At 63.6% G+C, this 21,042-nt stretch carries 17 protein-coding genes and 2 pseudogenes; 17 read left to right on the forward strand and 2 right to left on the reverse strand.

What is annotated here, in order from left to right; all coding sequences use genetic code 11:
• Position 1: 1 nt before the first annotated feature.
• The 11 genes from ACVDG8_RS30760 to ACVDG8_RS30810 all read left to right on the forward strand — a co-directional run bounded on the left by ACVDG8_RS30760 (position 2) and on the right by ACVDG8_RS30810 (position 10,600).
• Positions 2-1,033 (forward strand): ADP-ribosylglycohydrolase family protein, encoded by a 1,032-nt coding sequence (locus ACVDG8_RS30760; RefSeq protein ID WP_447251816.1) that lies wholly within the window; start codon positions 2-4, stop codon positions 1,031-1,033.
• Complete coding sequence (locus ACVDG8_RS30765; protein ID WP_447251817.1) at positions 1,030-2,016, forward strand: PfkB family carbohydrate kinase; 987 nt, start codon at positions 1,030-1,032, stop codon at positions 2,014-2,016. Before ACVDG8_RS30760 ends, ACVDG8_RS30765 begins: the two co-directional genes overlap by 4 nt.
• 28 nt (positions 2,017-2,044) lie before the next feature.
• A complete protein-coding gene (locus ACVDG8_RS30770) occupies positions 2,045-3,109 on the forward strand; it encodes an ABC transporter substrate-binding protein (RefSeq protein ID WP_447251818.1) in 1,065 nt (354 codons plus the stop codon).
• Positions 3,110-3,174: 65 nt separating this feature from the next.
• Positions 3,175-4,044, forward strand: a complete 870-nt coding sequence (locus tag ACVDG8_RS30775; RefSeq protein WP_447251819.1) for an ABC transporter permease — start codon at positions 3,175-3,177, stop codon at positions 4,042-4,044.
• A complete protein-coding gene (locus ACVDG8_RS30780) occupies positions 4,044-4,832 on the forward strand; it encodes an ABC transporter permease (protein WP_447251820.1) in 789 nt (262 codons plus the stop codon). The genes ACVDG8_RS30775 and ACVDG8_RS30780 overlap by 1 nt, the downstream gene beginning before the upstream one ends.
• The gene (locus ACVDG8_RS30785) at positions 4,832-5,899 is read left to right on the forward strand and encodes an ABC transporter ATP-binding protein (RefSeq protein ID WP_447251821.1); all 1,068 of its coding nucleotides are present in this window, start codon (positions 4,832-4,834) and stop codon (positions 5,897-5,899) included. Before ACVDG8_RS30780 ends, ACVDG8_RS30785 begins: the two co-directional genes overlap by 1 nt.
• Positions 5,899-6,405 (forward strand): T6SS immunity protein Tdi1 domain-containing protein, encoded by a 507-nt coding sequence (locus ACVDG8_RS30790; protein ID WP_447251822.1) that lies wholly within the window; start codon positions 5,899-5,901, stop codon positions 6,403-6,405. The genes ACVDG8_RS30785 and ACVDG8_RS30790 overlap by 1 nt, the downstream gene beginning before the upstream one ends.
• Before the next feature lie 123 nt (positions 6,406-6,528).
• Positions 6,529-7,617 carry a Gfo/Idh/MocA family protein gene (locus tag ACVDG8_RS30795; RefSeq protein WP_447251823.1) on the forward strand — a complete coding sequence of 363 codons (1,089 nt, stop codon included), beginning with the start codon at positions 6,529-6,531 and terminating at the stop codon, positions 7,615-7,617.
• Between the two features lie 62 nt (positions 7,618-7,679).
• Positions 7,680-8,594: a sugar phosphate isomerase/epimerase family protein gene (locus ACVDG8_RS30800; protein ID WP_447251824.1), complete on the forward strand. Its 915-nt coding sequence runs from the start codon at positions 7,680-7,682 to the stop codon at positions 8,592-8,594.
• Positions 8,595-8,611: 17 nt separating this feature from the next.
• Positions 8,612-9,706, forward strand: coding sequence for a fatty acid desaturase family protein (locus ACVDG8_RS30805; RefSeq protein ID WP_447251825.1), 1,095 nt, complete (start codon positions 8,612-8,614; stop codon positions 9,704-9,706).
• Positions 9,707-9,796: 90 nt separating this feature from the next.
• Positions 9,797-10,600 (forward strand): 3-methyl-2-oxobutanoate hydroxymethyltransferase, encoded by an 804-nt coding sequence (locus ACVDG8_RS30810; protein ID WP_447251826.1) that lies wholly within the window; start codon positions 9,797-9,799, stop codon positions 10,598-10,600.
• 12 nt (positions 10,601-10,612) lie between these two features.
• Here ACVDG8_RS30810 and ACVDG8_RS30815 read toward each other — a convergent pair whose 3' ends face one another.
• Entirely contained in the window at positions 10,613-12,109 is a 1,497-nt protein-coding gene (locus ACVDG8_RS30815; protein WP_447251827.1) for an HAL/PAL/TAL family ammonia-lyase, read from the reverse strand.
• Positions 12,106-13,107, reverse strand: a complete 1,002-nt coding sequence (locus ACVDG8_RS30820) for an ornithine cyclodeaminase family protein (RefSeq protein WP_447251828.1) — start codon at positions 13,105-13,107, stop codon at positions 12,106-12,108. Before ACVDG8_RS30820 ends, ACVDG8_RS30815 begins: the two co-directional genes overlap by 4 nt.
• 106 nt (positions 13,108-13,213) lie before the next feature.
• On the opposite strand from ACVDG8_RS30820, the pseudogene ACVDG8_RS30825 reads away from it, so the two are divergent.
• The 6 genes and pseudogenes from ACVDG8_RS30825 to ACVDG8_RS30850 all read left to right on the forward strand — a co-directional run.
• Positions 13,214-13,605, forward strand: a pseudogene (locus ACVDG8_RS30825) (MFS transporter); the annotation flags it as partial.
• Between the two features lie 279 nt (positions 13,606-13,884).
• Positions 13,885-14,871 carry an ABC transporter permease gene (locus ACVDG8_RS30830; RefSeq protein WP_447251829.1) on the forward strand — a complete coding sequence of 329 codons (987 nt, stop codon included), beginning with the start codon at positions 13,885-13,887 and terminating at the stop codon, positions 14,869-14,871.
• Between the two features lie 67 nt (positions 14,872-14,938).
• Entirely contained in the window at positions 14,939-15,964 is a 1,026-nt protein-coding gene (locus tag ACVDG8_RS30835; protein WP_447251830.1) for a sugar ABC transporter substrate-binding protein, read from the forward strand.
• A 131-nt stretch (positions 15,965-16,095) separates the two neighbouring features.
• Positions 16,096-18,218: pseudogene (locus ACVDG8_RS30840) on the forward strand (ABC transporter permease).
• On the forward strand, positions 18,215-19,261 hold the full coding sequence (locus ACVDG8_RS30845; protein ID WP_447251832.1) for an SMP-30/gluconolactonase/LRE family protein: 1,047 nt from the start codon (positions 18,215-18,217) through the stop codon (positions 19,259-19,261). Before ACVDG8_RS30840 ends, ACVDG8_RS30845 begins: the two are co-directional and overlap by 4 nt.
• Positions 19,261-20,757, forward strand: a complete 1,497-nt coding sequence (locus tag ACVDG8_RS30850) for a sugar ABC transporter ATP-binding protein (protein WP_447251833.1) — start codon at positions 19,261-19,263, stop codon at positions 20,755-20,757. The genes ACVDG8_RS30845 and ACVDG8_RS30850 overlap by 1 nt, the downstream gene beginning before the upstream one ends.
• The last annotated feature ends 285 nt before the right edge of the window (positions 20,758-21,042 follow it).

Raw genomic sequence — 21,042 nt, forward strand, 5'->3', positions numbered from 1 at the left:
CATGGCAATCGATGCGATAGACCGGGCAATGGGCGCGCTGATCGGCGGCGCGCTGGGCGACGCGCTCGGCATGCCGACGCAGTTGCTGTCGCCGGCGCGCATCGCCGAGCTCTACGGCCATGTGGAGGGTTTCGTCGCGCCCTTCGACGATCACCCGGTTTCCAAGGGGCTGCCGGCCGGGGCGATCACCGACGACACCGAACAGGCGTTGCTGCTGGGCCGCATCCTGGTTGTTTCAGGCGATCGCTTCGACCATGGGCGCTGGGTCAATGCGCTGCTCGACTGGGAACGCGACGTCAAGGCGCGCGGCAGCTACGATCTGCTCGGACCGTCGACCAAGCGCGCCATCGACGCTATCAATGTCGGCGTGCCGCCGGAAGAGGCGGGGCGCGGCGGCGACACCAATGGTGCTGCCATGCGCATTGCGCCGGTCGGGATCATGATGCCGCCGGAGCCACTTGCAGCACTGGCCGCCAAGGTTGCGGAAACCTGCCGGGCCACGCACAACACCTCGATCGCCATCGCATCGGCTGCTGCCGTCGCTGCAGCCGTCAGTCTCGGGATATCGGGCGGTGACTGGCGCGCTGCCTCCGGCCATGCCGTCGCGGCGGCAAGGCTCGGCGCCGCGCTCGGCCATTGGGTTACCGGCGGCGACATCGCCGCAAAGATCGCCTGGGCGCAGGACCTCGTGCACGGCAAGGCGGAGAAGGAAGCCATCAAGCTGATCGTCGACCTGGTCGGCACCGGCGTTGCCAGCCAGGAATCGGTCCCGGCGGCCTTCGCCGTTCTGGAGGTCGCGCAAGGCGACGCCTGGCGGGCAGCCGTCATTGCCGCCAATCTCGGCGGCGATACCGACACGATCGGCGCCATTGCCGCCGGCATGGCCGGCGCCTGCAGCGGCCTGTCGCGCCTGCCGCAGGATCGCATCGCCGGGCTCCGGGGTATCGATTTCGACGCGGTCCGCGTGCTTGCCGACGATCTGGTCGCGGCGCGCAGTTCCAAGTCCGGCTCGGGCAAGGAGGCCGCCGCATGAGCGGGCGTCTCGTCCATGTCGGCAGTGCGGTGGTGGACTATGTCTACCGCATCGATGCGTTGCCGGCCCCGGGTACGGAAAAGACCGCATCGAGCTATGCACGCGTCGCCGGCGGCGGCTTCAACATGATGGTCGCGGCGCGCCGCACCGGCATGAAGGTGGTGTTCGGCGGACAACTGGGCACCGGTCCTGATGGCGACTTCCTGCGTGCGGCCTTCGCCACTGAAGGCATCGAGACGCTGACGCCACCCTCCGTCGAGATGGATAGCGGCAATTGTGTCGCCATGATTTCGAGCGATGCCGAACGTACCTTCGTCTCCTGGCCGGGCGCCGAGAGCAGTCTCACGCTCGACATGATGGCGCCCGTGCAAGTCGTTCCGGGCGATTGGGTTTTCACCTCCGGCTACACGCTGAGCTATCCCGGCAGCCGCGAGGCGCTGGCCGATTGGATCGAGGCTTTGCCGGCCGACATTTTCTTCGTCTTCGACCCGACACCGGTGATCGCCGACATCCCGCGCCCGATCCTGGACAGGGTTCTGGCGCGCACGACATGGCTGAGCTGCAACACCAATGAGGCGGCCGAGATCGCCGGTTGCGGCGATGCACAGACGGTCGCTGTGCGGCTGCTTGAGCAACATTGCCCCAAGGCAGCAGGCGTCGTCATCCGCGCCGGCGCGCATGGCTGCCTGGTGCGGATGGCCGATGGCGGGACACGGGCGGTGCCCGGGTTCGATGTGAAGGCCGTCGACACGAATGGCGCCGGCGACACGCATATCGGCGCTTTCGTCAGTGGGTTGGCGCGTGGCATGCGTCCTTGCGACGCGGCACGCTACGCCAATGCGGCCGCCGCTCTTTCGGTCACCCGCCACGGCGGATCGTCGGCGCCGAGCGACAACGAAATCCGGGAATTCCTGAGCCAGCGCGGCGACGCAAGCACCGTGCCTGGCCAGGAGGAAGCGACTGCAATTCAACAAGCCCGCTAAACGGGCAACAAATGAGAGGAAGACAAACATGTCCATGCCCAGACTGACCGCTTTTTTGACGGCAACGGCCGTCTTCGTTTCAGCCTTCACTTTTGCCGCATCGGCGGCCGAGGAAGTGCATGTGCTCAACTGGAAAGGCTACGGCGCCGACGAGCCCTGGGCGGTCGCCAATTTCGAGAAGGCGACCGGCTTCAAGGTGGTCAACGACTTCTTCAACTCCGAGCAGGAGATGCTGACGAAGATCAGGACCAATCCCGGCCTTTACGACGTCGTCATGATCAACGCCGCCTTCAACGACCAGGCGATGGCCGGCAAGCTGATCCAGCCGATCGATGTCTCGAAACTGTCCAACTATGCCGATATCGCCAAGGACAAGGCCAGCTCGCCGATGCTCGACCATGACGGCAAAGTCTATGGCGTGCCGTGGGTCTGGGGCCTGACCGCTCTGGCCATCAACGAGAAATCCTTCGACAAGCCGCCGACGTCGATCGCCGAGATGTGGGATCCGGCGCATAAGGGCCGCGTCATCATCCGTGACGACGCCGTCGAGGCGGTGCAGTTCGGCGCCATCGCGTCGGGGCAGAACATCAACGACATCAAGGATATGGACGCCGTCAAGGCGAAGCTCACCTCGCTGATGCCGCAGATCAAGACCTTCTGGAGCTCGGAGAACGACTGGAACCAGATGGTCGCCTCCAACCAGATCGACATCGGCACCTATTGGAGCGGCTCGGCCGATCGCGCCAAGACGCATTTCAAGCTGCCGGTCTCGCTGGTCGTCCCGCAGGAAGGCGCCGTCGCCTGGCTCGACGCCTTCTCGATCCCGGTCGGTTCCAAGAACGTCGCCGGCGCCGAGGCCTTCATCAACTACATGATCGACCCGAAATTCTATGTCGAATGGGTCACCAAGGTCGGCGCGCCGGTTTCGGCCAACACCAAGGCGGTCGAGGCGCTGCCCGAGGACGCCTTCAACCGCAAGGTGATGGGCAGCCCCGATATCGCCAAGCGCATTCAGTTCCAGGCGCCGATCACCGACGCCCAGCGCGAGAAGTATCTGGCGCTGTGGCAGCAACTCAAGGTCGACGTGAAGTAGTTCCGCGTCCGGACCAGCCGACGGTTCGCGCCGGCTGGTCCTTCAGTCCTGGGGAGGACGGCATCATGGCAGCACAGGGCGCGGTTGCGTCACGCGGCGGACTGAGACCGGCTCTGCCGCTTCTCCTGCCTGCCTATCTGTGGCTGACGGTGGCGATCTTCCTGCCGCTGTCGGCCATGGTGTTCTTCTCCTTCATGACCGACCTGCCGCTGGCCGGCAAGGACTGGTCTTTCACGCTCGGCAACTACGCCGCCTTCTTCTCGCAGAGCCTGTATTCAAAACTCATGCTCGCCTCGTTGCGGCTCGGTCTCGAGGTCACACTGTGGTGCGTCGTCATCGGCTATCCGGCGGCCTATGTGCTGGCCAAGGTGCTCAAGGGCCGCAGCCGCGAGGCGATCTTCCTGCTCGTCATCCTGCCGTTCTGGTCGAACGGGCTGGTGCGCATCTTCTCCTGGGCAATGGTGCTGCGCGAAGGCGGCATTCTCGACACGGCGCTCAATGCCGTGCTGCCGTTCAAGATCAACATCGATCTGATGTATTCCTACCCGGCCGTCATCATCGGCCTGGTGCACTCCTATGTGCCCTATATGGTACTCACCTGCTATCTCACGCTGCAGGCCATCGACGACTCGCTGATCGAGGCCGGGCGCTCGCTCGGCGCATCGCGGCTGCAGGTCTTGTGGCGGGTGATCATCCCGCTGTCGATGCCTGGCCTGATCGCCGGCTCGGCCCTGATCTTCGTGCCGGTGGTCGGCTCCTTCATGGAGCCGCGCATCCTCGGCGGCCGCACCGGCACCTTCTACGGCACCGTCATCGAGGACCAGTTCGTCGCCGTCTTCAACTGGCCGTTGGGCGCCGCCCTGTCCTTCATCCTGCTCGCCGTCGTGCTGATCATCCTGGCGCTTGCGGCTCCGGTCCTGCGGAGGGCCGGCTGATGGCCGTGACGCGCATCCTCGAATGGCTCGGCCGTCTCTACATTTTCCTGCTGCTCGGCTTCCTCTATCTGCCGATCATCATCATGGCGGCGATGTCGTTCAATGCCTCGCCCTTCTACCAGCTGCCTTTCGAGTGGACGACCGACTGGTATGCCTCGCTGTGGCAGAACGACCAGTTGATCGCGGCGACCTGGAACAGCATCGAGATCGCGGTCATCACCACGATCATCTCAACCGTGTTGGGCTCGATGGCCTCGCTTGCGCTCTATCGCTACGAGTTCCGCGGCAAGAAGATCCTGCAGGCGTTGCTGTTCCCGCCGATCGCCATCCCGTGGCTGATCACCGGCACGGCCATGCTGATCTTCTTCTTCGGCGTCGGCATCGGCCGAGGGCTGTTTGCCATCCTGCTCGGCCATGTCGCGCTGGCGCTGCCCTATGTCATCGTCGTCGTCTCGGCGCGGCTGCAGACCTTCGCACCCGAATTGGAAGAGGCGGCGCGCTCGCTCGGCGCTAACCAGTGGCAGGTCACCATGCGCGTCACGCTGCCATGGATCATGCCGGGCGTGATCGCCGGCGGGCTGTTTGCCTTCGCGGTGTCGTTCGACCAGTTCGTGGTTTCGTATTTCCTGTCGACGCCGGGACAGACGACGCTGCCGGTCGAAATCTACGCCGCGATCCGCAAGGGTTTCACGCCCGAGATCAACGCGGTGTCGACGATCATCATCGTCGTGTCGATGGCGCTGATGCTGCTCACGGCACGCTTTTTCAAATTTGGCGGAGAGAAATAATGGCCGGCGTCCAGGTAGCGAACGTCTCCCGCAGTTTCGGCGCGCACAAGGCGCTGGACGATGTCTCGATCGATTTCGCCGATGGCGGCTTCTATGCGCTGCTCGGGCCTTCGGGCAGCGGCAAGACCACCTTGCTGAGGCAGATCGCCGGCTTCGATTTTCCAGATTCCGGCCGCATCGCCATCGGCGACGAAAGCGTCGAGCGCGTGCCGGTCGAAAAGCGGCGCATCGGCATGGTGTTCCAGAATTATGCGCTGTTTCCCAATATGAGCGTCGCCGACAATGTCGCTTTCGGCCTGTCGGTGCGCGGCGAAGCCAAGGCGACGATCGCCACGGAAGTGCAGCGTGCGCTTGACCTGGTGCAACTCGGCAAGCTCGGCGAGCGCCGCCCGCACCAGCTCTCCGGTGGTCAACGCCAGCGTGTCGCGCTGGCGCGTGCCATCGTCACCAAGCCGCGCGTGTTGTTGCTCGACGAGCCGCTTGGCGCGCTCGACAAGGCGTTGCGCGTCGACATGCAGATCGAATTGAAGCGCATCCAGCGCGAGATCGGCATCACCACCATCTTCGTCACACACGACCAGGAAGAGGCGCTGACGATGAGCGACCGCATCGGCATCCTGCGCGACGGCAGGCTGGTGCAGGAAGGGCCGCCCGAAGAGATCTACGACCGGCCGCAAAGCGAGTTCGCCGCGACCTTCCTCGGCGACGCCAACATCTTTCGCGGCGATGCCACCGGCAACGGCATCAAGCTGCCTGACGGCACGACGATCGCCGCCGCCTCCGGGCCTGCGCTGTCGGCCGGCGTGAAGGCAAGCTGCGCGGTGCGGCCGGAGCGCATCCAGATATCGACGGGCACGGAAAAGGCCGATGCAGGCAATGCCAACTCGCTCAAGGGGCAGGTCTCGAAACGCATCTTTGCCGGCAACAACAGCACCTATTTCGTCGATCGCGACGGCCAGACGTTGAAGGTGATCGTGCAAAACACCGGCGCCGAGCGACTGGCCGAGGGCGAGCCGGTGGTGCTGAGCTGGTCGCCCGACAGCACGGTGCTGATCGGACTCAGCTAGTGGATCCTATTGCGACCTTCCAGTGTGACGGTCATACTCACGCCGTGATGGGACCATCATCCTATTTTTTGTCGCCGGACGTTACGCAAGCTGACCTTAGCGGTTGGGATGAGGTTCTCCCGCACCCGTACACGGTCCTGTGCGCGAATTGCTTTGCCGACGTGTTTGTGGCCGACTCGACCGGTGTGGTCCACATGTTGGAAGTCTCTGCTGCCTCTATTTCGCCAATCGCCGTTTCTGAGGATGAGTTCAGGAGGCAATGCGTCGACGATGAGGAGGGCTGGCTTTTGCGCCCACTCGTTGACCGGTGCCAGGCCGTCGGCATGCGCCTGTCTGAAGGTCAATGTTACGCGTTCACGGCGCTCCCTTTTCTGGGTGGCCTATACGAGATCGACAATGTTTGGATCTCCTCGTGGCGCGAATGGCTTGGTTATACAGCCTCCATCTACGCGCAAACCAAGGATCTTCCCGAGGGCACCGGCATTTCAATACGGCTTGTGGATTAAGCAGTTCGGCTTGGATGCGCTTGCGAAAGAAACCTTTGCCATCACCTGATGGGAAATGATGGCGCGGGCCTTGGCTGAGGGCCGGACCATCGCGCTATATCCAGTCCTCGACGGGAGGAATGGATGGCGAGCATGGGTTTCGAGCCGGATGTAAAAGTCCGGGTCAAGGACTACCGGATCGGCTGCATCGGCGCCGGCATGATCATGGCCGAGTGCCACCTGGCCGCTTATCATGAAGCCGGCTTTCCGGTCGTTGCCATCGCTTCGCGCACCAAGGCCAATGCGCGGAAGGTCGCGAACCGCTGGAACATCCCAACCGTTCACGACACGCCGGAACAATTGATCGAGGATAGCCGCGTCGAGATCGTCGACCTTGCCTTCCCGCCCGACCAGCAGCCGGCGCTGATCCGCCATGCGCTGAAGCAGAAGCACATCAAGGCGATCCTGGCGCAGAAGCCGTTGGCGCTCTCGGTCGAGGAAGCGGTCAAGCTGCGCGACGAGGTAGCGGTCTCCGGCAAGATCCTGTCGGTCAACCAGAACATGCGCTACGACCAGTCGATGCGCGTCTTGAAGCAGATCATCGACAGCGGCGCGCTGGGCGACATCGTTTTCGCGCAGATCGACATGCATGCGATCCCGCACTGGCAGGGCTTCCTTGCCGACTACGACCGGCTGACGCTTGCCAATATGAGCGTGCATCACCTCGACGTTTTGCGCTTCCTGTTCGGCGATCCGGACGAGATCACGACGCTAACCCGGAAAGACCCGCGCACGCAGTTTCAGCATTCGGACGGCATCACCGTCTCGACATTGCGCTTTGCCTCCGGCGTGCTTGCCATGTCACTGGAAGATGTCTGGTCCGGTCCGCGCCAGGAAGGCTATGAGGACGACCAGCATATCAATTGGCGCGTCGACGGCACCAAGGGCGTGGCCAAGGGCACGATCGGCTGGCCGAAAGGCGTCGCCTCGACGCTGACCTACGCCTCGGCCGAGACGACGGGCGGCAAATGGGTGAGCCCAAGCTGGGAGACGATGTGGTTTCCGCAGGCCTTCATCGGCGTCATGGAGCAGCTGCAATATGCGCTGAAGACCGGCACGCCGCCGGCGCTCTCCGTCGCCGACAACGTCAAGACCATGGCCTTGGTCGAGGCCGGCTACCGCTCGATGGCGGAAGCCCGCACGATCTGGCTGTCCGAAATCCCTGTCGCTTAGGCGGCTAAAGGCACGACCAAAAGACAGGGCAACTGAATCGCTTACCGGGAGGACTTCACCTCATGATGCAGGCTGGTATCTTCACAGGCTATTTCCCCTATGATCTCGTGGAATCCGCCGGGCGCATCCGCGCGCTTGGTTTCAACACGGTGCAGCTCGACCTGCATTTCAAGGATATCGACCTGTCGGCGGGGCAGATCACTAAGGACAAGGCAAGGACGGTGCGCGACACATTTCGCGACCACAATCTGCCGGTCTGTTGTATTTCGGGCTACACCAACATCATCCATCCCGACAAGGGAGAGCGCGAGAAGCGCGTCGGCTATCTCAAGGAGACCATCCGCAACGCGCGCGATTTCGGCACGCCCTACGTGATCTCGGAGACCGGCACCTACAACACCGAATCCGACTGGGTGCATCACCCGAAGAACAAGACCGAAGAGGGGTTCGAGGAATGCCGCAGGGTGATCTCGGACCTTGCCCAGACGGCCTACGATCACGGCGCGGTGTTCCTGCTCGAGACCTATGTCAACAATGTCGTCGGCTCGGTCGAGGAGACGGTCAGGATGTTCGCGCAGGTCGACCATCCCGGCCTTGGCCTTTTGATGGATCCGACCAACTATTTCGAGGCGCACAACATCGACCGCATGGACCAGGTGCTGAACCAGGTGTTCGACACGCTGACCGACAAGATCAAAATAGCGCATGCCAAGGACGTGAAGCGTTCGGGCAGCGACAAGACGGAGAAGCATGCCGATATTGGCGACGCGGACGCGCATGAGGGGCTGACATTCCGTGGCGTCGGCGAGATCGAATTGCCGGCGCCCGGTCTCGGCGCGCTCAACTACGATCTTTACCTGAAGCGGCTCAGCGAGAAGCACCCGAACATCCCGGTGATCATCGAGCATCTGACCGAGGACGACGTGCCGCGCGCCAAGAAATTCCTCGACGGGAAATTCCGCGCCAACGGGCTTTGAAGGCAGGGCAGACGGTGATGGCGACGGCGGCCAAGACAAAGCGCGATTACAGCCTGGTCGGCGAAAGCACGCGGGCCGCCGTCGAGACCGGGCTGGCCTCGGCCGAGTGGTATCACACCGACGTGCCGCGCAAGACCATGAAGGAGCTGATGCAGCGTTCCGACGGACCGGCGATCCGCGACACCATCATCTGGATCGTCGCGATCCTGGGTTCGGCGGCGGGCATCGTCTGGTTCTGGGGCACATGGTGGGTGGCGCCGTTCCTCATCGTCTATGGCGTGCTCTATGGCTCGTCGAGCGATTCGCGCTGGCACGAATGCGGCCACGGCACGGCCTTCCGGACGCGCTGGATGAACGATGTCGTCTATCACATCGCCTCGTTCATGCTGATGCGCAATCCGGTGCAATGGCGGTGGAGCCATGCCCGCCATCACACCGACACCATCATTGTCGGCCGCGATGCCGAGATCGCCGTGATGCGGCCGCCGGATCTCGTCAAGGCGGCGCTCGCTTTCACCGGCATCCTCGATTTCCGCTATTCGCTGCCGACGCTGGTGCGTCAGGCCTTCGGTCGGCTCTCTGACGACGAGAAGAGCTACATTCCCGAGATGGAGCAGCACAAGGCGCTGGTCGCGGCGCGCTGGCATATGGTCGTCTATGTCGCGACGATCGCTGCCGCGATCGCGCTTCACTCATGGCTGCCCTTGGTGCTGATCGGCCTGCCGCGCCTCTACGGCACCTGGCATATGGTGCTGACCGGACTGCTGCAGCATATCGGGCTCGCCGACAATGTCACCGACCACCGGCTGAACACGCGCACGGTCTATATGAACCCGATCAGCCGGTTCATCTACTGGAACATGAACTATCATGTGGAGCATCACATGTTCCCGATGGTGCCCTATCACGCGCTACCGAAGCTGCATCAACTGATCAAGCATGACCTGCCGGAACCCAATCCATCGATGTGGCATGCCTATCGCGAAGTATGGCCGGTGCTTCTCAGGCAATTGAGATACGAGGACTATTACCTCAAGCGCGACTTGCCGCCGACGGCCAGGCCGTATCGCGGCGAGTTTCACGAGGTCGACATGTCGAGGGCCGCCGAGTAGCTATCGGCTATCCGGCTTTCCGGCCAGCCGCGCGGCCGATAGGGTGACGGGAAGATGAACCGAACGTCCGCCAGCAAATAGGGATATCCGATGAGCCGAAAGAGACCGACCGTTGCCGACCTGCGCGCCATGAAGGGCAAGCGGCAACTGACCATGCTGCGTGTGCTGACGCTGGAAGAGGCGGAAGCCGCCGAGCGGGCAGGGGTGGATATCGTCTCGGTGCCACCGGAGCTGGTGCTCAATCCGCACTATCGGGATGCCGCGCCCAGCCTCTTCACCATGCCCGGCGAGAACTTCTTCGAGATTGGCACGGCGGATGATTTCGTCCGCTGGGCCTTCAGGCTCTACAAAGCAAGCGCGGACGCCGTCTATTGCAGTGCCGGCTATGCCACGATCAAGCGGATGGCCGACGATGCCATTCCGGTGATCGGCCATGTCGGTCTGATCCCGTCACGCGCGACCTGGACCGGCGGCTTCAAGGCCGTCGGCAAGACCGCCGACACCGCCATGCAGGTGTTCGAAGCGGTGAAGCAGCTGGAGGCGGCCGGCGCGATCGGCGCCGAGATCGAAGTGGTGCCGGTCGAGGTGGCGAAGGCAATCTCGGAGCGTACGCCGCTGATCATGCTGTCGATGGGGGCGGGCACCGGTTGCGACGCGCAATATCTGTTCGCCGAGGACATTCTCGGCATGAACCGGGGCCACATGCCGCGTCACTCGAAAATCTATCGCAACTTCGCCGCCGAGTATGACCGGCTGCAGCAGGAGCGTATCGCGGCGTTCTCCGAATATGTCGCCGACGTCGAGAGCGGCGCCTATCCGGAAGACAAGCATGTCGTGCGCATGGACCCGAGCGAGCTCGCCCAGTTCATGAAGAAGGTCGACACAAAGTCCTGAGAGAAGGCTCGTTTAGCCGGTTGCCGGCGAACCTTTCCACGTCCCGCCGGCGAGCGTGGCATAGAGTACCTCGGCGTCCACTCCGAGCGGCCGGTCTTCCTTCAGTGTCGCCACATGCGAACGCACGGCTGTGTGGATCGCGCCGGTGGCTGGCGCGAGCGTTGCGCCCTCACGCAAATCGACGGCCTGCGCCGCCGCCATGAGTTCGAAGGTGATCAGCCGCCGCCACAGCGCGATCATTTCGGCGCATTTGGCCACGGCCAGCGGCGCTTGCGTGGCAAGATCCTCGACGCCCTCGGATACCGGCAGGAAGTCGAGCATCACCGGATTTGCCTTGTGGCGGATGCCGGCCAGGATCGCCGTCACCGTTTTCTGCAACGGCACGAAGCCGGCCGAGGCGCCGCCGACCGGCGACAAATATTTCGGCAGGCCGTGACGGGTGGAGCCGGTGAGCTGGATGAAGCGGGCGGCGCACGCCGCTGCGCATTGCGCGATCGCCAGGCCAAGCGTCTCGAAGGCTAGCGAAAGCGAAGCGGTGTGGAAATTGCCGGTCGACATCACGACGGCATCGTCGACCAGCACCAGCGGATTGTCGGCGGCGGCATTGAGCTCGATCTCGACCGCGTGCCGCGCATTGTCGATTGCCTGGATCAGCGTGCCATGGATCGAAGGCATGCAGCGGATCGACAGCGGGTCCTGGATGGTGGTCGCAGCCGGCGCGTCATCGCGCGCCAGCAGCTCGCGCAGCGCCTTTGCCGCCACCTGCTGGCAGGCCCCCGGCCGCGCCAGATGCTGGCGCGCGTCGAGGATGGTGCGGTTGGCGCCGAGCGCTTCCATGGTGAGTGCGCCGGCCTGCTGCTGTTGCCCGAGCGCCGAGAGTGCATCGACGAGCGTCAGCGCGCCGGCGCCGGTGGACACGGCGGAGGCATTGATCAGCGACAGGCCGTCTTTGGGCGCCAGGCTGACCGGAGCCAACCGCGCCATCGTCAGCGCCTTGGCGGCGGGCATGCGCCGGCCCTGGTAGTCGGCCTCGCCTTCGCCGATCAGCATGCGGGCGATCGCGGTCATCAGCACCAGATCGCCGTCGCCGATCGAGCCGAGCGAGGGTATCACCGGATGGACGCCGGCATTGAGCGCTTCGACAAGTGCGGTGAAGATATGCGGCGACAGGCCCGAACCGCCGGCCGCCAGCATGGCGATGCGGGCAAACATCGCCGCGCGCACGGTGGGGATCGGCAACGCTTCGCCGACCCCGGCGCTGCGGCCTTCAAGCAGTTGGCGCTGGAAGGCGCTGGCGTCGCCTTCGATGGCCGTGACGAGATTGGCGCCGAGGCCTCTGTTCAACCCGTAGATCTGCTGGCCACCGGCCGCGGCCTCGTCGAGTATTTTTCGCGCCTTGCCGAGCTTCTCGACGACGGTCGGCGTGACCTCGATCTTGTCGGTGTTGCGCGCGACCGCCGCGACATCGTCGATGCTGACGCCGGCGCCGGTGAGGACGAGCGCGCTCATGCGAAACGCAACCTCTGGCCGATGCCTTTTTCGCCGGCCTTGGCGAGCATCGCCTTGCCAAGCGCAATGTCGGACAGCGACAGGCCGCGGTGCCAGAATAGGATCGTCTCGTCTTCGCTTTGCCGTCCTGCTTTCTTGCCGGCTGCGATCTGGCCGAGTTCGGCATGGAGCGTCGCGTCGCTCAGCCTTCCGGTCTCGACATGGGCGCGCAGCGAACCGAGCTTGCCGGTCTTGCACTGGCCCCAGTCGTCGACGACGATCTTCGACATGATGTCGGTGAGCGACAGCTCGACCGCGCTCATCGTGCCATAAGGCATGACCAACGCGCCGGGCTTGATCCATTCGGTCTTGAGCAATGGCTGTGGCTCGTTCAACCGCGAGGCCTCTACAACGATATCGGCGCCGTCGACACAACTTTTCCAGTCCGCCACGGCGGTGACTTTCTTGCCGAGGTCGGCGGACAGTTTGGCGGCAAAGCCATCCCGGCTTTCGGGCCTGCGCGAATGGACGCGGATATCGTCGAAGTCGAAGAGATGGTCGAGCAGCCGCACGTTCCAATAGGCGGTGCCGCGTGCGCCGATATGGCCGAGCACCTTGGAAGTCTTGCGCGCCAGGTGCTTGGCGCCGATCGCGGTGACGGCGCCGGTGCGCATGTCGGTGATGACGGTGGCGTCGAGGATGGCGCGCGGCGTGCCGGTGCGCGGATCGAAAAGGTTGAGGATGCCGAATTCGGAGGGCAGGCCGTGCAGGTAATTGTCGACATAATCGCCGACGATCTTCACGCCGGCGGCGTCGAGCGGTGCAACATAGCCGCGCAGCACGTTGAAATGACCGTGGAAGGATGGATCCGGTTCGAGATGGACGCGCGGCTCGATCACCGTCTGGCCGTTGCCTTGCGCGACGAGCCCGGCCTCGACGGCGTCGATGATCTCGGCGTCGGTCATCGCAAGCGCTTCGATGTCGAGGGCGTTGAGGTAGTCGATATAAATGGGCTTCATGCGTTTTCCTCGGCCACCCCCGATCCATCCATAACAGGCCAAACGGCGACACGGAAGTTTGTTGGATAAACTCTGGACTGGGCCAGCTTTATGCTGTTCAACCAGCGCATCGCTGGCGATCATCGCTTGCGGCGCCATCTCACCACAAACACCGCGGGCGCTGGTGGTGGCGCTGATGCTGGTCGCCGGCCTGTCGCGCTCGATGCAGTTCACGGCGCTGAACACGCTGGCCTTCGCCGACATCGATGCGCGGCGGCGAAGCTCGGCGGCGACGCTTTCCAGCACGCTGCAGCAGATAGCGATGCTGTTCGGCGTGGCGGTCGCGGCGGCGATCCTCAATCTGTTGCGGATCGTCAGGGGCGGGGCGGCGCCCGACCTCTTCGACTTCGGAATCGCTTTTGTGGCGATCGGCCTGATCGGGCTTGCGGCGCTTTGCGTTTCCCGGTTCTGCCGCCTTCGGCAGGCGCCGAAGTTTCCGGGCACTCCCGAAACAATTGACGTCGCGCCCGCCGCGCTTTGCGGACGCAAATTCCGCTGGCATAGCCGGCTTTGAACGCACGGGTTCGCGAGCCGCGCGATCGACGCAAAGAAACGCCAAAAGCCTAGCAGTTTCCGATCATTGCGCCAGTTTTGGCAATCGATGCGTCCACTCGACAAATAGTAGCGCCTGTACGTTTGTTGAACGCGGATTCATTTGACGAGCGGCTGTTGAGCCGATTAGCTTTCAGGCGGGATGGAGGTTCGACCGGACCTTCCATCGGGGCGAAAGAAATAGCGATGAACGCGATCGGCTGGCCGGACTGGAGGCGCCTTAATCAGGAAGGCATTGTTTTTGCCATTGCGGTGATGCTGTTCGTCGCCGCTGCCATCGGTCTGCCGGGCTTTTTCGCCGCCGACAACCTTGTCGCCATCGTCCGTTCCGTCTCGGTGCTGGGCATTTTGGCGCTCGGCATGGCGCTGGTCATTATCGGCCGCGGCATCGATCTGTCGGCGGTGGCGATCATGGCGATGTCGGTCGCGTGGTATCTGCAACTGCTCAATGCCGGCACGCCGGATGGGCTCGCCTTCGCCTATGTGCTGGCGGGCGTGCTCGCCATCGGCCTGCTCAACGGCTTTCTCGTCGCCTATGCCGACGTGCCGGCGATATTCGTCACTTTGGCCACCGGCTCCTTCGTCTTCGGTTATGTCCGCTCGCAATTGATCACGCAGGACGCGGTGCCGGTGCCGCAGGGCCATTGGGTGGAACTGCTCGGCGGCTTGCGCTTCCTCGATGTCCCAGTCGAGGTCTTCGTCTTCGCCGGGTTGGCGTTTCTGGTCTTCCTGTTCCTGCGCTACACCAAATGGGGCCGCTTCATCTATTTTGCCGGCGACAACCCAGTGGCGGCGCGCAACATCGGCATTCCGGTGCGACCGATGCTGGTGCTGCGCTATGTGCTTTCGGCGGTCGTGGCGCTGGTCGCCGGCCTGCTGACCGCGGCCAGCCTGCATTCGATCAACACCCGCGTCGTCAACTCGACGCTGCTCTACGACATCGTGCTGGTGGCGGTGATCGGCGGCATCGGCCTGTCGGGCGGCAGGGGCGGGGTGCGCAATGTGCTGGTGGGGGCGGCCCTGATCGGCATCCTGCTCAACGCCATGACGATCATCGACATTCCGCTGCTTTACCAGAACCTGATCAAGGCGGCGATCCTGTTAGGGGCGATCATCGTCGACGGCATCATCAACCCGCGCGACGAGCAGACCGCGCAGCAAGGCGACATTTAGAGCAGATGGGCTAGCCCATCTTGCTCTGGGGTACCCGGTCGGCAACAACACAAACAGAGGATGTGACATGAGACTGATTAGGACATTGATGGCCGCCGCCACGGCGCTGGCCGTTACCGCCTTCGTGGCGCCGACCTTCGCCGCCGACGATCCGGGCCCCGCCGCCTATGCGCAGGCGCTGAAGGGCAAGCGCGTCATGCTGGTGCCGCTGGCCATGGGCTTCGACCTGGCGCAGGGCTGGGCGCATTATCTGAAGAAGGAGGTCGAGGCCTGGGGCGGCACGTTCGAGACGCGCGATCCGAACTGGGTGGTCGACGCCGGCGCGCAGGCTATCACCGACGCCATCGCTTCCGACGCAAGGCCCGACGTGCTCATCATCCATGCGCCCGACCTCAACTCCTACTCCAAGCTGATGAAGAAGGCACAGGCCGCCGGCACCTATGTGCTGCTCGTCGACAATCCGGCGAATTTCCCGGCCGATGCCTTTGTCGGCAGCGACTGGGACAAGCTCGGCCAGCTCGAGGCGGAAGCGGCGATCAAGGGCTGTGGGTCGAACTCCTCAAAGAAAATCGGTTTGGTGCAAGGCGACCAGGCCAATTCCTCGAGCCTCTACCAATATGCCGGTATCATGAAGGTGCTGGACAAAAACCCGGACTTCAAGGTGGTGGCCAAGCCCGATTCCAACTGGGATGCGACGAACTCGCGCAACGTGACAACGACGATGCTGCAGCAGAATCCCGATATCTGCTCGATCATCGACTTCTGGGATGGTGACGCCACCGGCGCCTCGGCCGCGATCCGCGACGCCAAACTCGACGGCAAGGTGTTCCTGGTCACCACCGGCGGCGGCGAGAAGGCCGCCGACTGCGACAAGCTCGTGGACGGCACCTATGGCGCCGTTGTGATGACCGATCTTGCCCGCCAGTCCGGCGACATGAATGCCATCATCAAGTTCCTGCTGCAAAGCGGCCAGCCTGCCGGCACCTCGCACACCTACATCTACACGCTAGAGAAGGCGACGACGAAGGCCGACCTCAAGCCGGACAGTTGCTGGGACCTCAAGGCGCTGCAGGCCGAGGCGGCGGCGAAGTAAGCCGCGCCTTTGGAAAACGCCCATGAGGTGGCCGGATCGTTTCGGCCGCCTCTTTCTGTTTGCCACCTCTTCCTGTTGCCACCTCTTTCCCGCTTGCCACCTTTTCCCGCTTGAATGACAAAAGCAGCCAAATGACCCTTCGTGAACGCCTCCAGGCCTGGCGCTACAATCTCGTGCCCGACCATCTGGTCGGCGAGATCCTGACCAAGCGCTGGACCGACAACGCCATTCCCTTCCTGGCGCTGGTGGCGACGCTCGGCGTGTTCGGCTCGGTCATACCGGGCTTCTTCAAGCTAAACTCGCTGCAGGAATCGACCCGTCAGCTCGGCGAGTTTTCCTCGTCGTCACCGGCATGACGGTGGTGATGCTGGGCGGCGGCATCGACCTCTCGGTCGGCTCGATCTTCGCGCTGTCCTGCTTCTCCGCCGTCTATGTCTTCTTCATCCTCGAACAGTCGGTGTGGCTGGCGCTGGCCGCGGCACTGGCCACCGGCCTCGTCTTCGGCGCCATCAACGGCTACCTGGTCGGGTATCTCAGGCTGCGCGCCTTCCTCACCACGCTGGTCACCTTCATCTTCGGGCGGGCGCTGTTCGACATCCTGGTCAGCACCTATGCCGCCGATGTCCAGCTTTCCCAGGCCTCCTCCGATGTGCTCGACTTCATCGGCGACGGGACATTCTGGGGGCTCTCGGTGTCGGTGTGGCTGGCGATCATCCTTGCCATCATCACCCACATCGCGCTGACGCGCTCGCGTCCCGGCTGGCACGTGCTGGCGGTCGGTGGCTCGAGGCGTTCTGCGCACAATGCCGGCATTCGCGTGCGGCGCACCGTCTTCATGACCTATGTCTTCTCCGGCCTTTGCTCCTCGATCGGCGGCTTCCTGATCGCCTGCCGGTTGAGCGGCGCGGGACCAGGCACCGGGCTCAACCTGGAAATCATGGCGCTGACCGCGGCGGTCGTCGGCGGCGTCAGCCTGGGCGGCGGGCGCGGCTCGGTGGTCAAAGGGCTGATGGGCGCCATCATCGTGCTCACCATGACCAACGGATTGATCAGGCTCGGCTACGGCACCGGCACCAACCAGATGGTGCTCGGCATCCTGCTCGCGGTGGCGGTGACCATCGACATCCGCTGGCTGAAGAACCGCCACAAGGTGCTGAACGAGGTCTATGTCGCGCCGGTCTATCTCAAGATGGGCGAGACGCAGTCGACCGTGCCGGGCTCCGGGACGCCCTACGAGCTCGACAACCGGCTGTCGGCGGCGGACCATATCGGGCTCGGCGAGTTGGAAGGACCGGAAGACGTCATCCTCGACCGCGACGATCATCTCTATTGCGGCACACGCCACGGCGAGATCGTCCGCTTCTTTGCCCCCGACTACAAACGCTCCGAAGTCTTTGCCCATATTGGCGGCTTTCCGCTGGGCTTGGCCTTCGACAAATCAGGCAATCTGATCACCTGCGTCGGCGCCATGGGGCTTTATTCCGTTTCGCCGGAGCGCGAGGTGAAGCGGCTCTCGGCGGAGACGGCGCGCTCCTGGACCTCGATCGTCGACGATGCACGGCTGCGCGATCCCAATGATTGCGACATCGCGCCGGACGGCCGCATTTATTTCACGGATTCGACCAAGCGCTATGACGCCCACGATTGGGCGCTGGACTCGATCGAGAACCGCGCCACCGGCCGCCTGCTGGTCTACGATCCGACTGACGGCTCGACAAAGACGCTGCTCGATGGCTATCGCTACACCAACGGCGTGTGCATGGCGCATGACGGCAAGCCGCTGTTCTTCGCCGAGAGCTGGGCCTGCCGCGTGCACCGTTACTGGCTGGAGGGGCCGAAGGCCGGCACCGCCGAATGCGTCATCCGCGACATGCCGGGCTATCCCGACAACATCAACCGCGCCTCGGACGGCAATTACTGGATGGCCTGGCTCGGCATGCGCACGCCAAGCTTCGACCTGTCGTTGCGCCACCCCGACATGCGCAAGCGCATGACGCGCCGGTTGCCGCAGGACGAGTGGCTGTTTCCCAACATCAACACCGGCGGCGTGGTGAAATTCAACGAGAAGGGCGGCATCGTCGAAGCGATGGGCGATCTCACCGGTGGCGCGCATCCTATGGTCACCTCGATGCGCGAGCATAAGGGCTGTCTGTTCGTTGGCGGCATCCTCAACAACCGTGTCGGCCGCTACAGAATAGCGGGCGCCGACCCGAACTGGACCAGCCCCGCTTCCTATTGGGGAGCGAAGTCATGATCCTCGATCCTGTGCTCGATCTGTTTCGCGGCAAGGCGGTCACCATCCCGCCGCTCGACGGTGCTTTCCGACCCAACACGCGGCTGGATGACGCGCCGGCATTTGCCCAAATGACCGAGCCGGACAATTTGCTTGTCGACGGCGAGAGGCTGCTCGCCTCCAGCGGCAATGCGGTGTTTGCGGTTGCCGCAACAGGCGGGCCGACGGTGGTCGAAACTCTGCCTGCGCCGATCAGCGCGCTCGCGCTGTCGCCGGCCAGAGAACTTACCGTGGCTCTCGAAACCGGCAAGCTGCTGATCGGGGGCAGGGAACTGTCGCTGCCGGCCGAAGTCCGCTGCATCACCGCACTCGCTTATGCCGAAGACGGCACGCTGTGGCTGGCCAACGGGTCGGCCGAGCATACGCCGTCGCAATGGGCGGCGGACCTGATGAAGAAAGGCGCGTCCGGTTCGCTGTGGAAGCGAGACCCAGGCGGTGCGTTCCGCAAGGTGGCCGGCGACATCGCGTTCCCGTATGGGCTACACCCCATTGGCTCCGATGTGCTGGTCAGCGAAAGCTGGCGCCATCAGCTCATCCGTTTCGACGGTGCGAGCGGCAACCGCTCGACGGTGCTGGCGCATCTGCCTGGTTATCCCTCGCGGCTGTCGCTGGCCGGCGATGGCGGCGCATGGCTGGCGCTGTTTGCGCCGCGCAACCGGCTGATCGAATTCGTGCTGCAGGAAAGGCACTACCGCCAGGACATGATCGATCAGGTGCCGCCGGCCTACTGGATCGCGCCGGCGCTGGCCTCCAACCGCAGCTTCCTCGAACCGCTGCAATGCGGCGGCATCCGCACCATGGGCATTCACAAGCCGTGGTCGCCCAGCCGCTCCTACGGGCTGGTGGCGAAGCTCGGCCGGGACATGCAGCCGCAATTCAGCCTGCACAGCCGCGCCAACGGCACGCGCCACGGCATCTGCAGCGTGGTGGAAAAGGATGGCCAGTTGCTTGTCGCTTCCAAAGGCGGCGACTGCGTGCTGGCCATCGCTTCGGGAGGTTTCTGATGGAACCGATCGTTCGCCTGGAAAACGTTACCAAGACCTATCGCGGCGTGCCGGCGGTGAAGAATGTCAGCTTCGACCTGCGCAAGGGCGAGATCCACGCGTTGCTTGGCGAGAACGGCGCCGGCAAGTCGACGCTGACCAAGATCATCGCGGGCGTTGTCGACGCCACGTCGGGCAAGATGTTCCACAAGGGTCGCGAGATCGCCTACGCTTCGCCGCATGCCGCCCTGGAAGCCGGCATCGCCATGGTGTTCCAGGAGACAAGCCTGGTGCCGTCGATGACGGTGGCGCAGAACCTCTATCTCGGCACCGAGAAATTCCTCAACCGGTTGCGTGGCACTTACATCTCGGCGCAGCAATTCCTGCAATCGCTGAATTTTCCCGTCGACCCCAACGCGATGGTGGCGACGCTGGGCGCGGCCAAGCGGCAGATGGTCGAGATCGCGCGCGCCGTCCACCACAATGCCGAGATCATCATCTTCGACGAGCCGACGGCAACGCTGACGCCGGAGGAAAAGCGCCATTTCTTCGCGCTGATCCGTCGGCTGAAAGCGCGCGGCGTCTCGATCGTCTTCATCAGCCACGCGCTGGAAGAGGCGCTGATGATTGCCGACCGCATCACCATTTTGCGCGACGGCGAGTTGGTGGTTACCGACGACACACAGGCTTTCGATCGCGACAAGATCGTATCGGCCATGGTCGGCCGTTCGCTGTCGGGACAGATCTACCGCCAGCGCGACGAGGCAAAGCTGCGCAAGGCGGGCAAGAAAGTGTTGTCGGTGCAGGACATTTCGATGAGCAATGTCGTGCGCAACACGTCCTTCTCGATCTTCGAGGGTCAGATCACCGGCGTGTTCGGGTTGATCGGGTCGGGGCGCACCGAAACCTTCAAGATCGTGTCGGGCATCTACAAGCGCGATTTCCTGCGCGGCGGCGCGATCGAACTCGACGACAGACCGGTGCGCTACCTTGTGCCGAGCCAAGCGGTGGCCGACGGCATCGTCTATGTCACCGAGGACCGCAAGAGCGAGGGCATTTTCGAGACCATGAGCGTCGCCGAGAACCTGTTCGGCGGCTTGCTGGCGGCCGGGCGCGAGAAAGCCTGGGTGATCAACCAGCAGGAGATGCGCCAGCTTTCGGCTGAATGGACGAAGACGCTGAACATCAAGGCGATCAACGACAATGCCCGCGTCGTCGAGCTCTCCGGCGGCAATCAGCAGAAGGTGGTGATCGGCAAGGGACTGGTGCAGCAGCCGCGCATCGTGATCCTCGACGAGCCGACGCGCGGCGTCGATGTCGGCGCCATCGCTGAGATCCACCAGATCATCAACCGCCTGGCTGACGAGGGGCTGGCCGTCGTCGTCATCTCGTCCTACCTGCCGGAAATCATGAATCTTTCGGACCGGATTCTGGTGTGCCGGCAAGGCCGCATCGTGGAGGAATTCTCGCCGGCGGAGGCGACGGAGGAGAAGATCATGTATGCGGCTGTGCACTAGGTTCTAGCCGATGGCGCAAATGCGTTGGCAATGGCGAAGACCTCAACCCGTTCGTCATCCACGGGCGGAGCAAGGAGCGCAGCGACGCGCGCAGACCCGAGGATCCATGCCGCGACTCGGAAGCGCCGCAACGGTGCAGAATTCTGCTTCGCTGCACTCTATGGCCAAAGTCGCGGCATGGATTCTAGGGTCTCCGCGACGGAGCTTCGCTCCTGCTATGACGAAGCTAAGGAGCCGACCTGCAAAAAACCGATTCATCCAAGGTGGTTGGCTGCAATTGTTCAA

It is taken from the genome of Mesorhizobium sp. ORM8.1, assembly GCF_053005525.2.

What these genes read in the sequence shown, in the direction of transcription:
- ACVDG8_RS30760 (WP_447251816.1), top strand. Translation starts at nt 2, where the DNA reads ATGGCAATCGATGCGATAGACCGGGCAATGGGCGCGCTGATCGGCGGC.
- ACVDG8_RS30765 (WP_447251817.1), top strand. Translation starts at nt 1,030, where the DNA reads ATGAGCGGGCGTCTCGTCCATGTCGGCAGTGCGGTGGTGGACTATGTC.
- ACVDG8_RS30770 (WP_447251818.1), top strand. Translation starts at nt 2,045, where the DNA reads ATGTCCATGCCCAGACTGACCGCTTTTTTGACGGCAACGGCCGTCTTC.
- ACVDG8_RS30775 (WP_447251819.1), top strand. Translation starts at nt 3,175, where the DNA reads ATGGCAGCACAGGGCGCGGTTGCGTCACGCGGCGGACTGAGACCGGCT.
- ACVDG8_RS30780 (WP_447251820.1), top strand. Translation starts at nt 4,044, where the DNA reads ATGGCCGTGACGCGCATCCTCGAATGGCTCGGCCGTCTCTACATTTTC.
- ACVDG8_RS30785 (WP_447251821.1), top strand. Translation starts at nt 4,832, where the DNA reads ATGGCCGGCGTCCAGGTAGCGAACGTCTCCCGCAGTTTCGGCGCGCAC.
- ACVDG8_RS30795 (WP_447251823.1), top strand. Translation starts at nt 6,529, where the DNA reads ATGGCGAGCATGGGTTTCGAGCCGGATGTAAAAGTCCGGGTCAAGGAC.
- ACVDG8_RS30800 (WP_447251824.1), top strand. Translation starts at nt 7,680, where the DNA reads ATGATGCAGGCTGGTATCTTCACAGGCTATTTCCCCTATGATCTCGTG.
- ACVDG8_RS30805 (WP_447251825.1), top strand. Translation starts at nt 8,612, where the DNA reads ATGGCGACGGCGGCCAAGACAAAGCGCGATTACAGCCTGGTCGGCGAA.
- ACVDG8_RS30810 (WP_447251826.1), top strand. Translation starts at nt 9,797, where the DNA reads ATGAGCCGAAAGAGACCGACCGTTGCCGACCTGCGCGCCATGAAGGGC.
- ACVDG8_RS30815 (WP_447251827.1), bottom strand. Translation starts at nt 12,109, where the DNA reads ATGAGCGCGCTCGTCCTCACCGGCGCCGGCGTCAGCATCGACGATGTC.
- ACVDG8_RS30820 (WP_447251828.1), bottom strand. Translation starts at nt 13,107, where the DNA reads ATGAAGCCCATTTATATCGACTACCTCAACGCCCTCGACATCGAAGCG.
- ACVDG8_RS30830 (WP_447251829.1), top strand. Translation starts at nt 13,885, where the DNA reads ATGAACGCGATCGGCTGGCCGGACTGGAGGCGCCTTAATCAGGAAGGC.
- ACVDG8_RS30835 (WP_447251830.1), top strand. Translation starts at nt 14,939, where the DNA reads ATGAGACTGATTAGGACATTGATGGCCGCCGCCACGGCGCTGGCCGTT.
- ACVDG8_RS30845 (WP_447251832.1), top strand. Translation starts at nt 18,215, where the DNA reads ATGATCCTCGATCCTGTGCTCGATCTGTTTCGCGGCAAGGCGGTCACC.
- ACVDG8_RS30850 (WP_447251833.1), top strand. Translation starts at nt 19,261, where the DNA reads ATGGAACCGATCGTTCGCCTGGAAAACGTTACCAAGACCTATCGCGGC.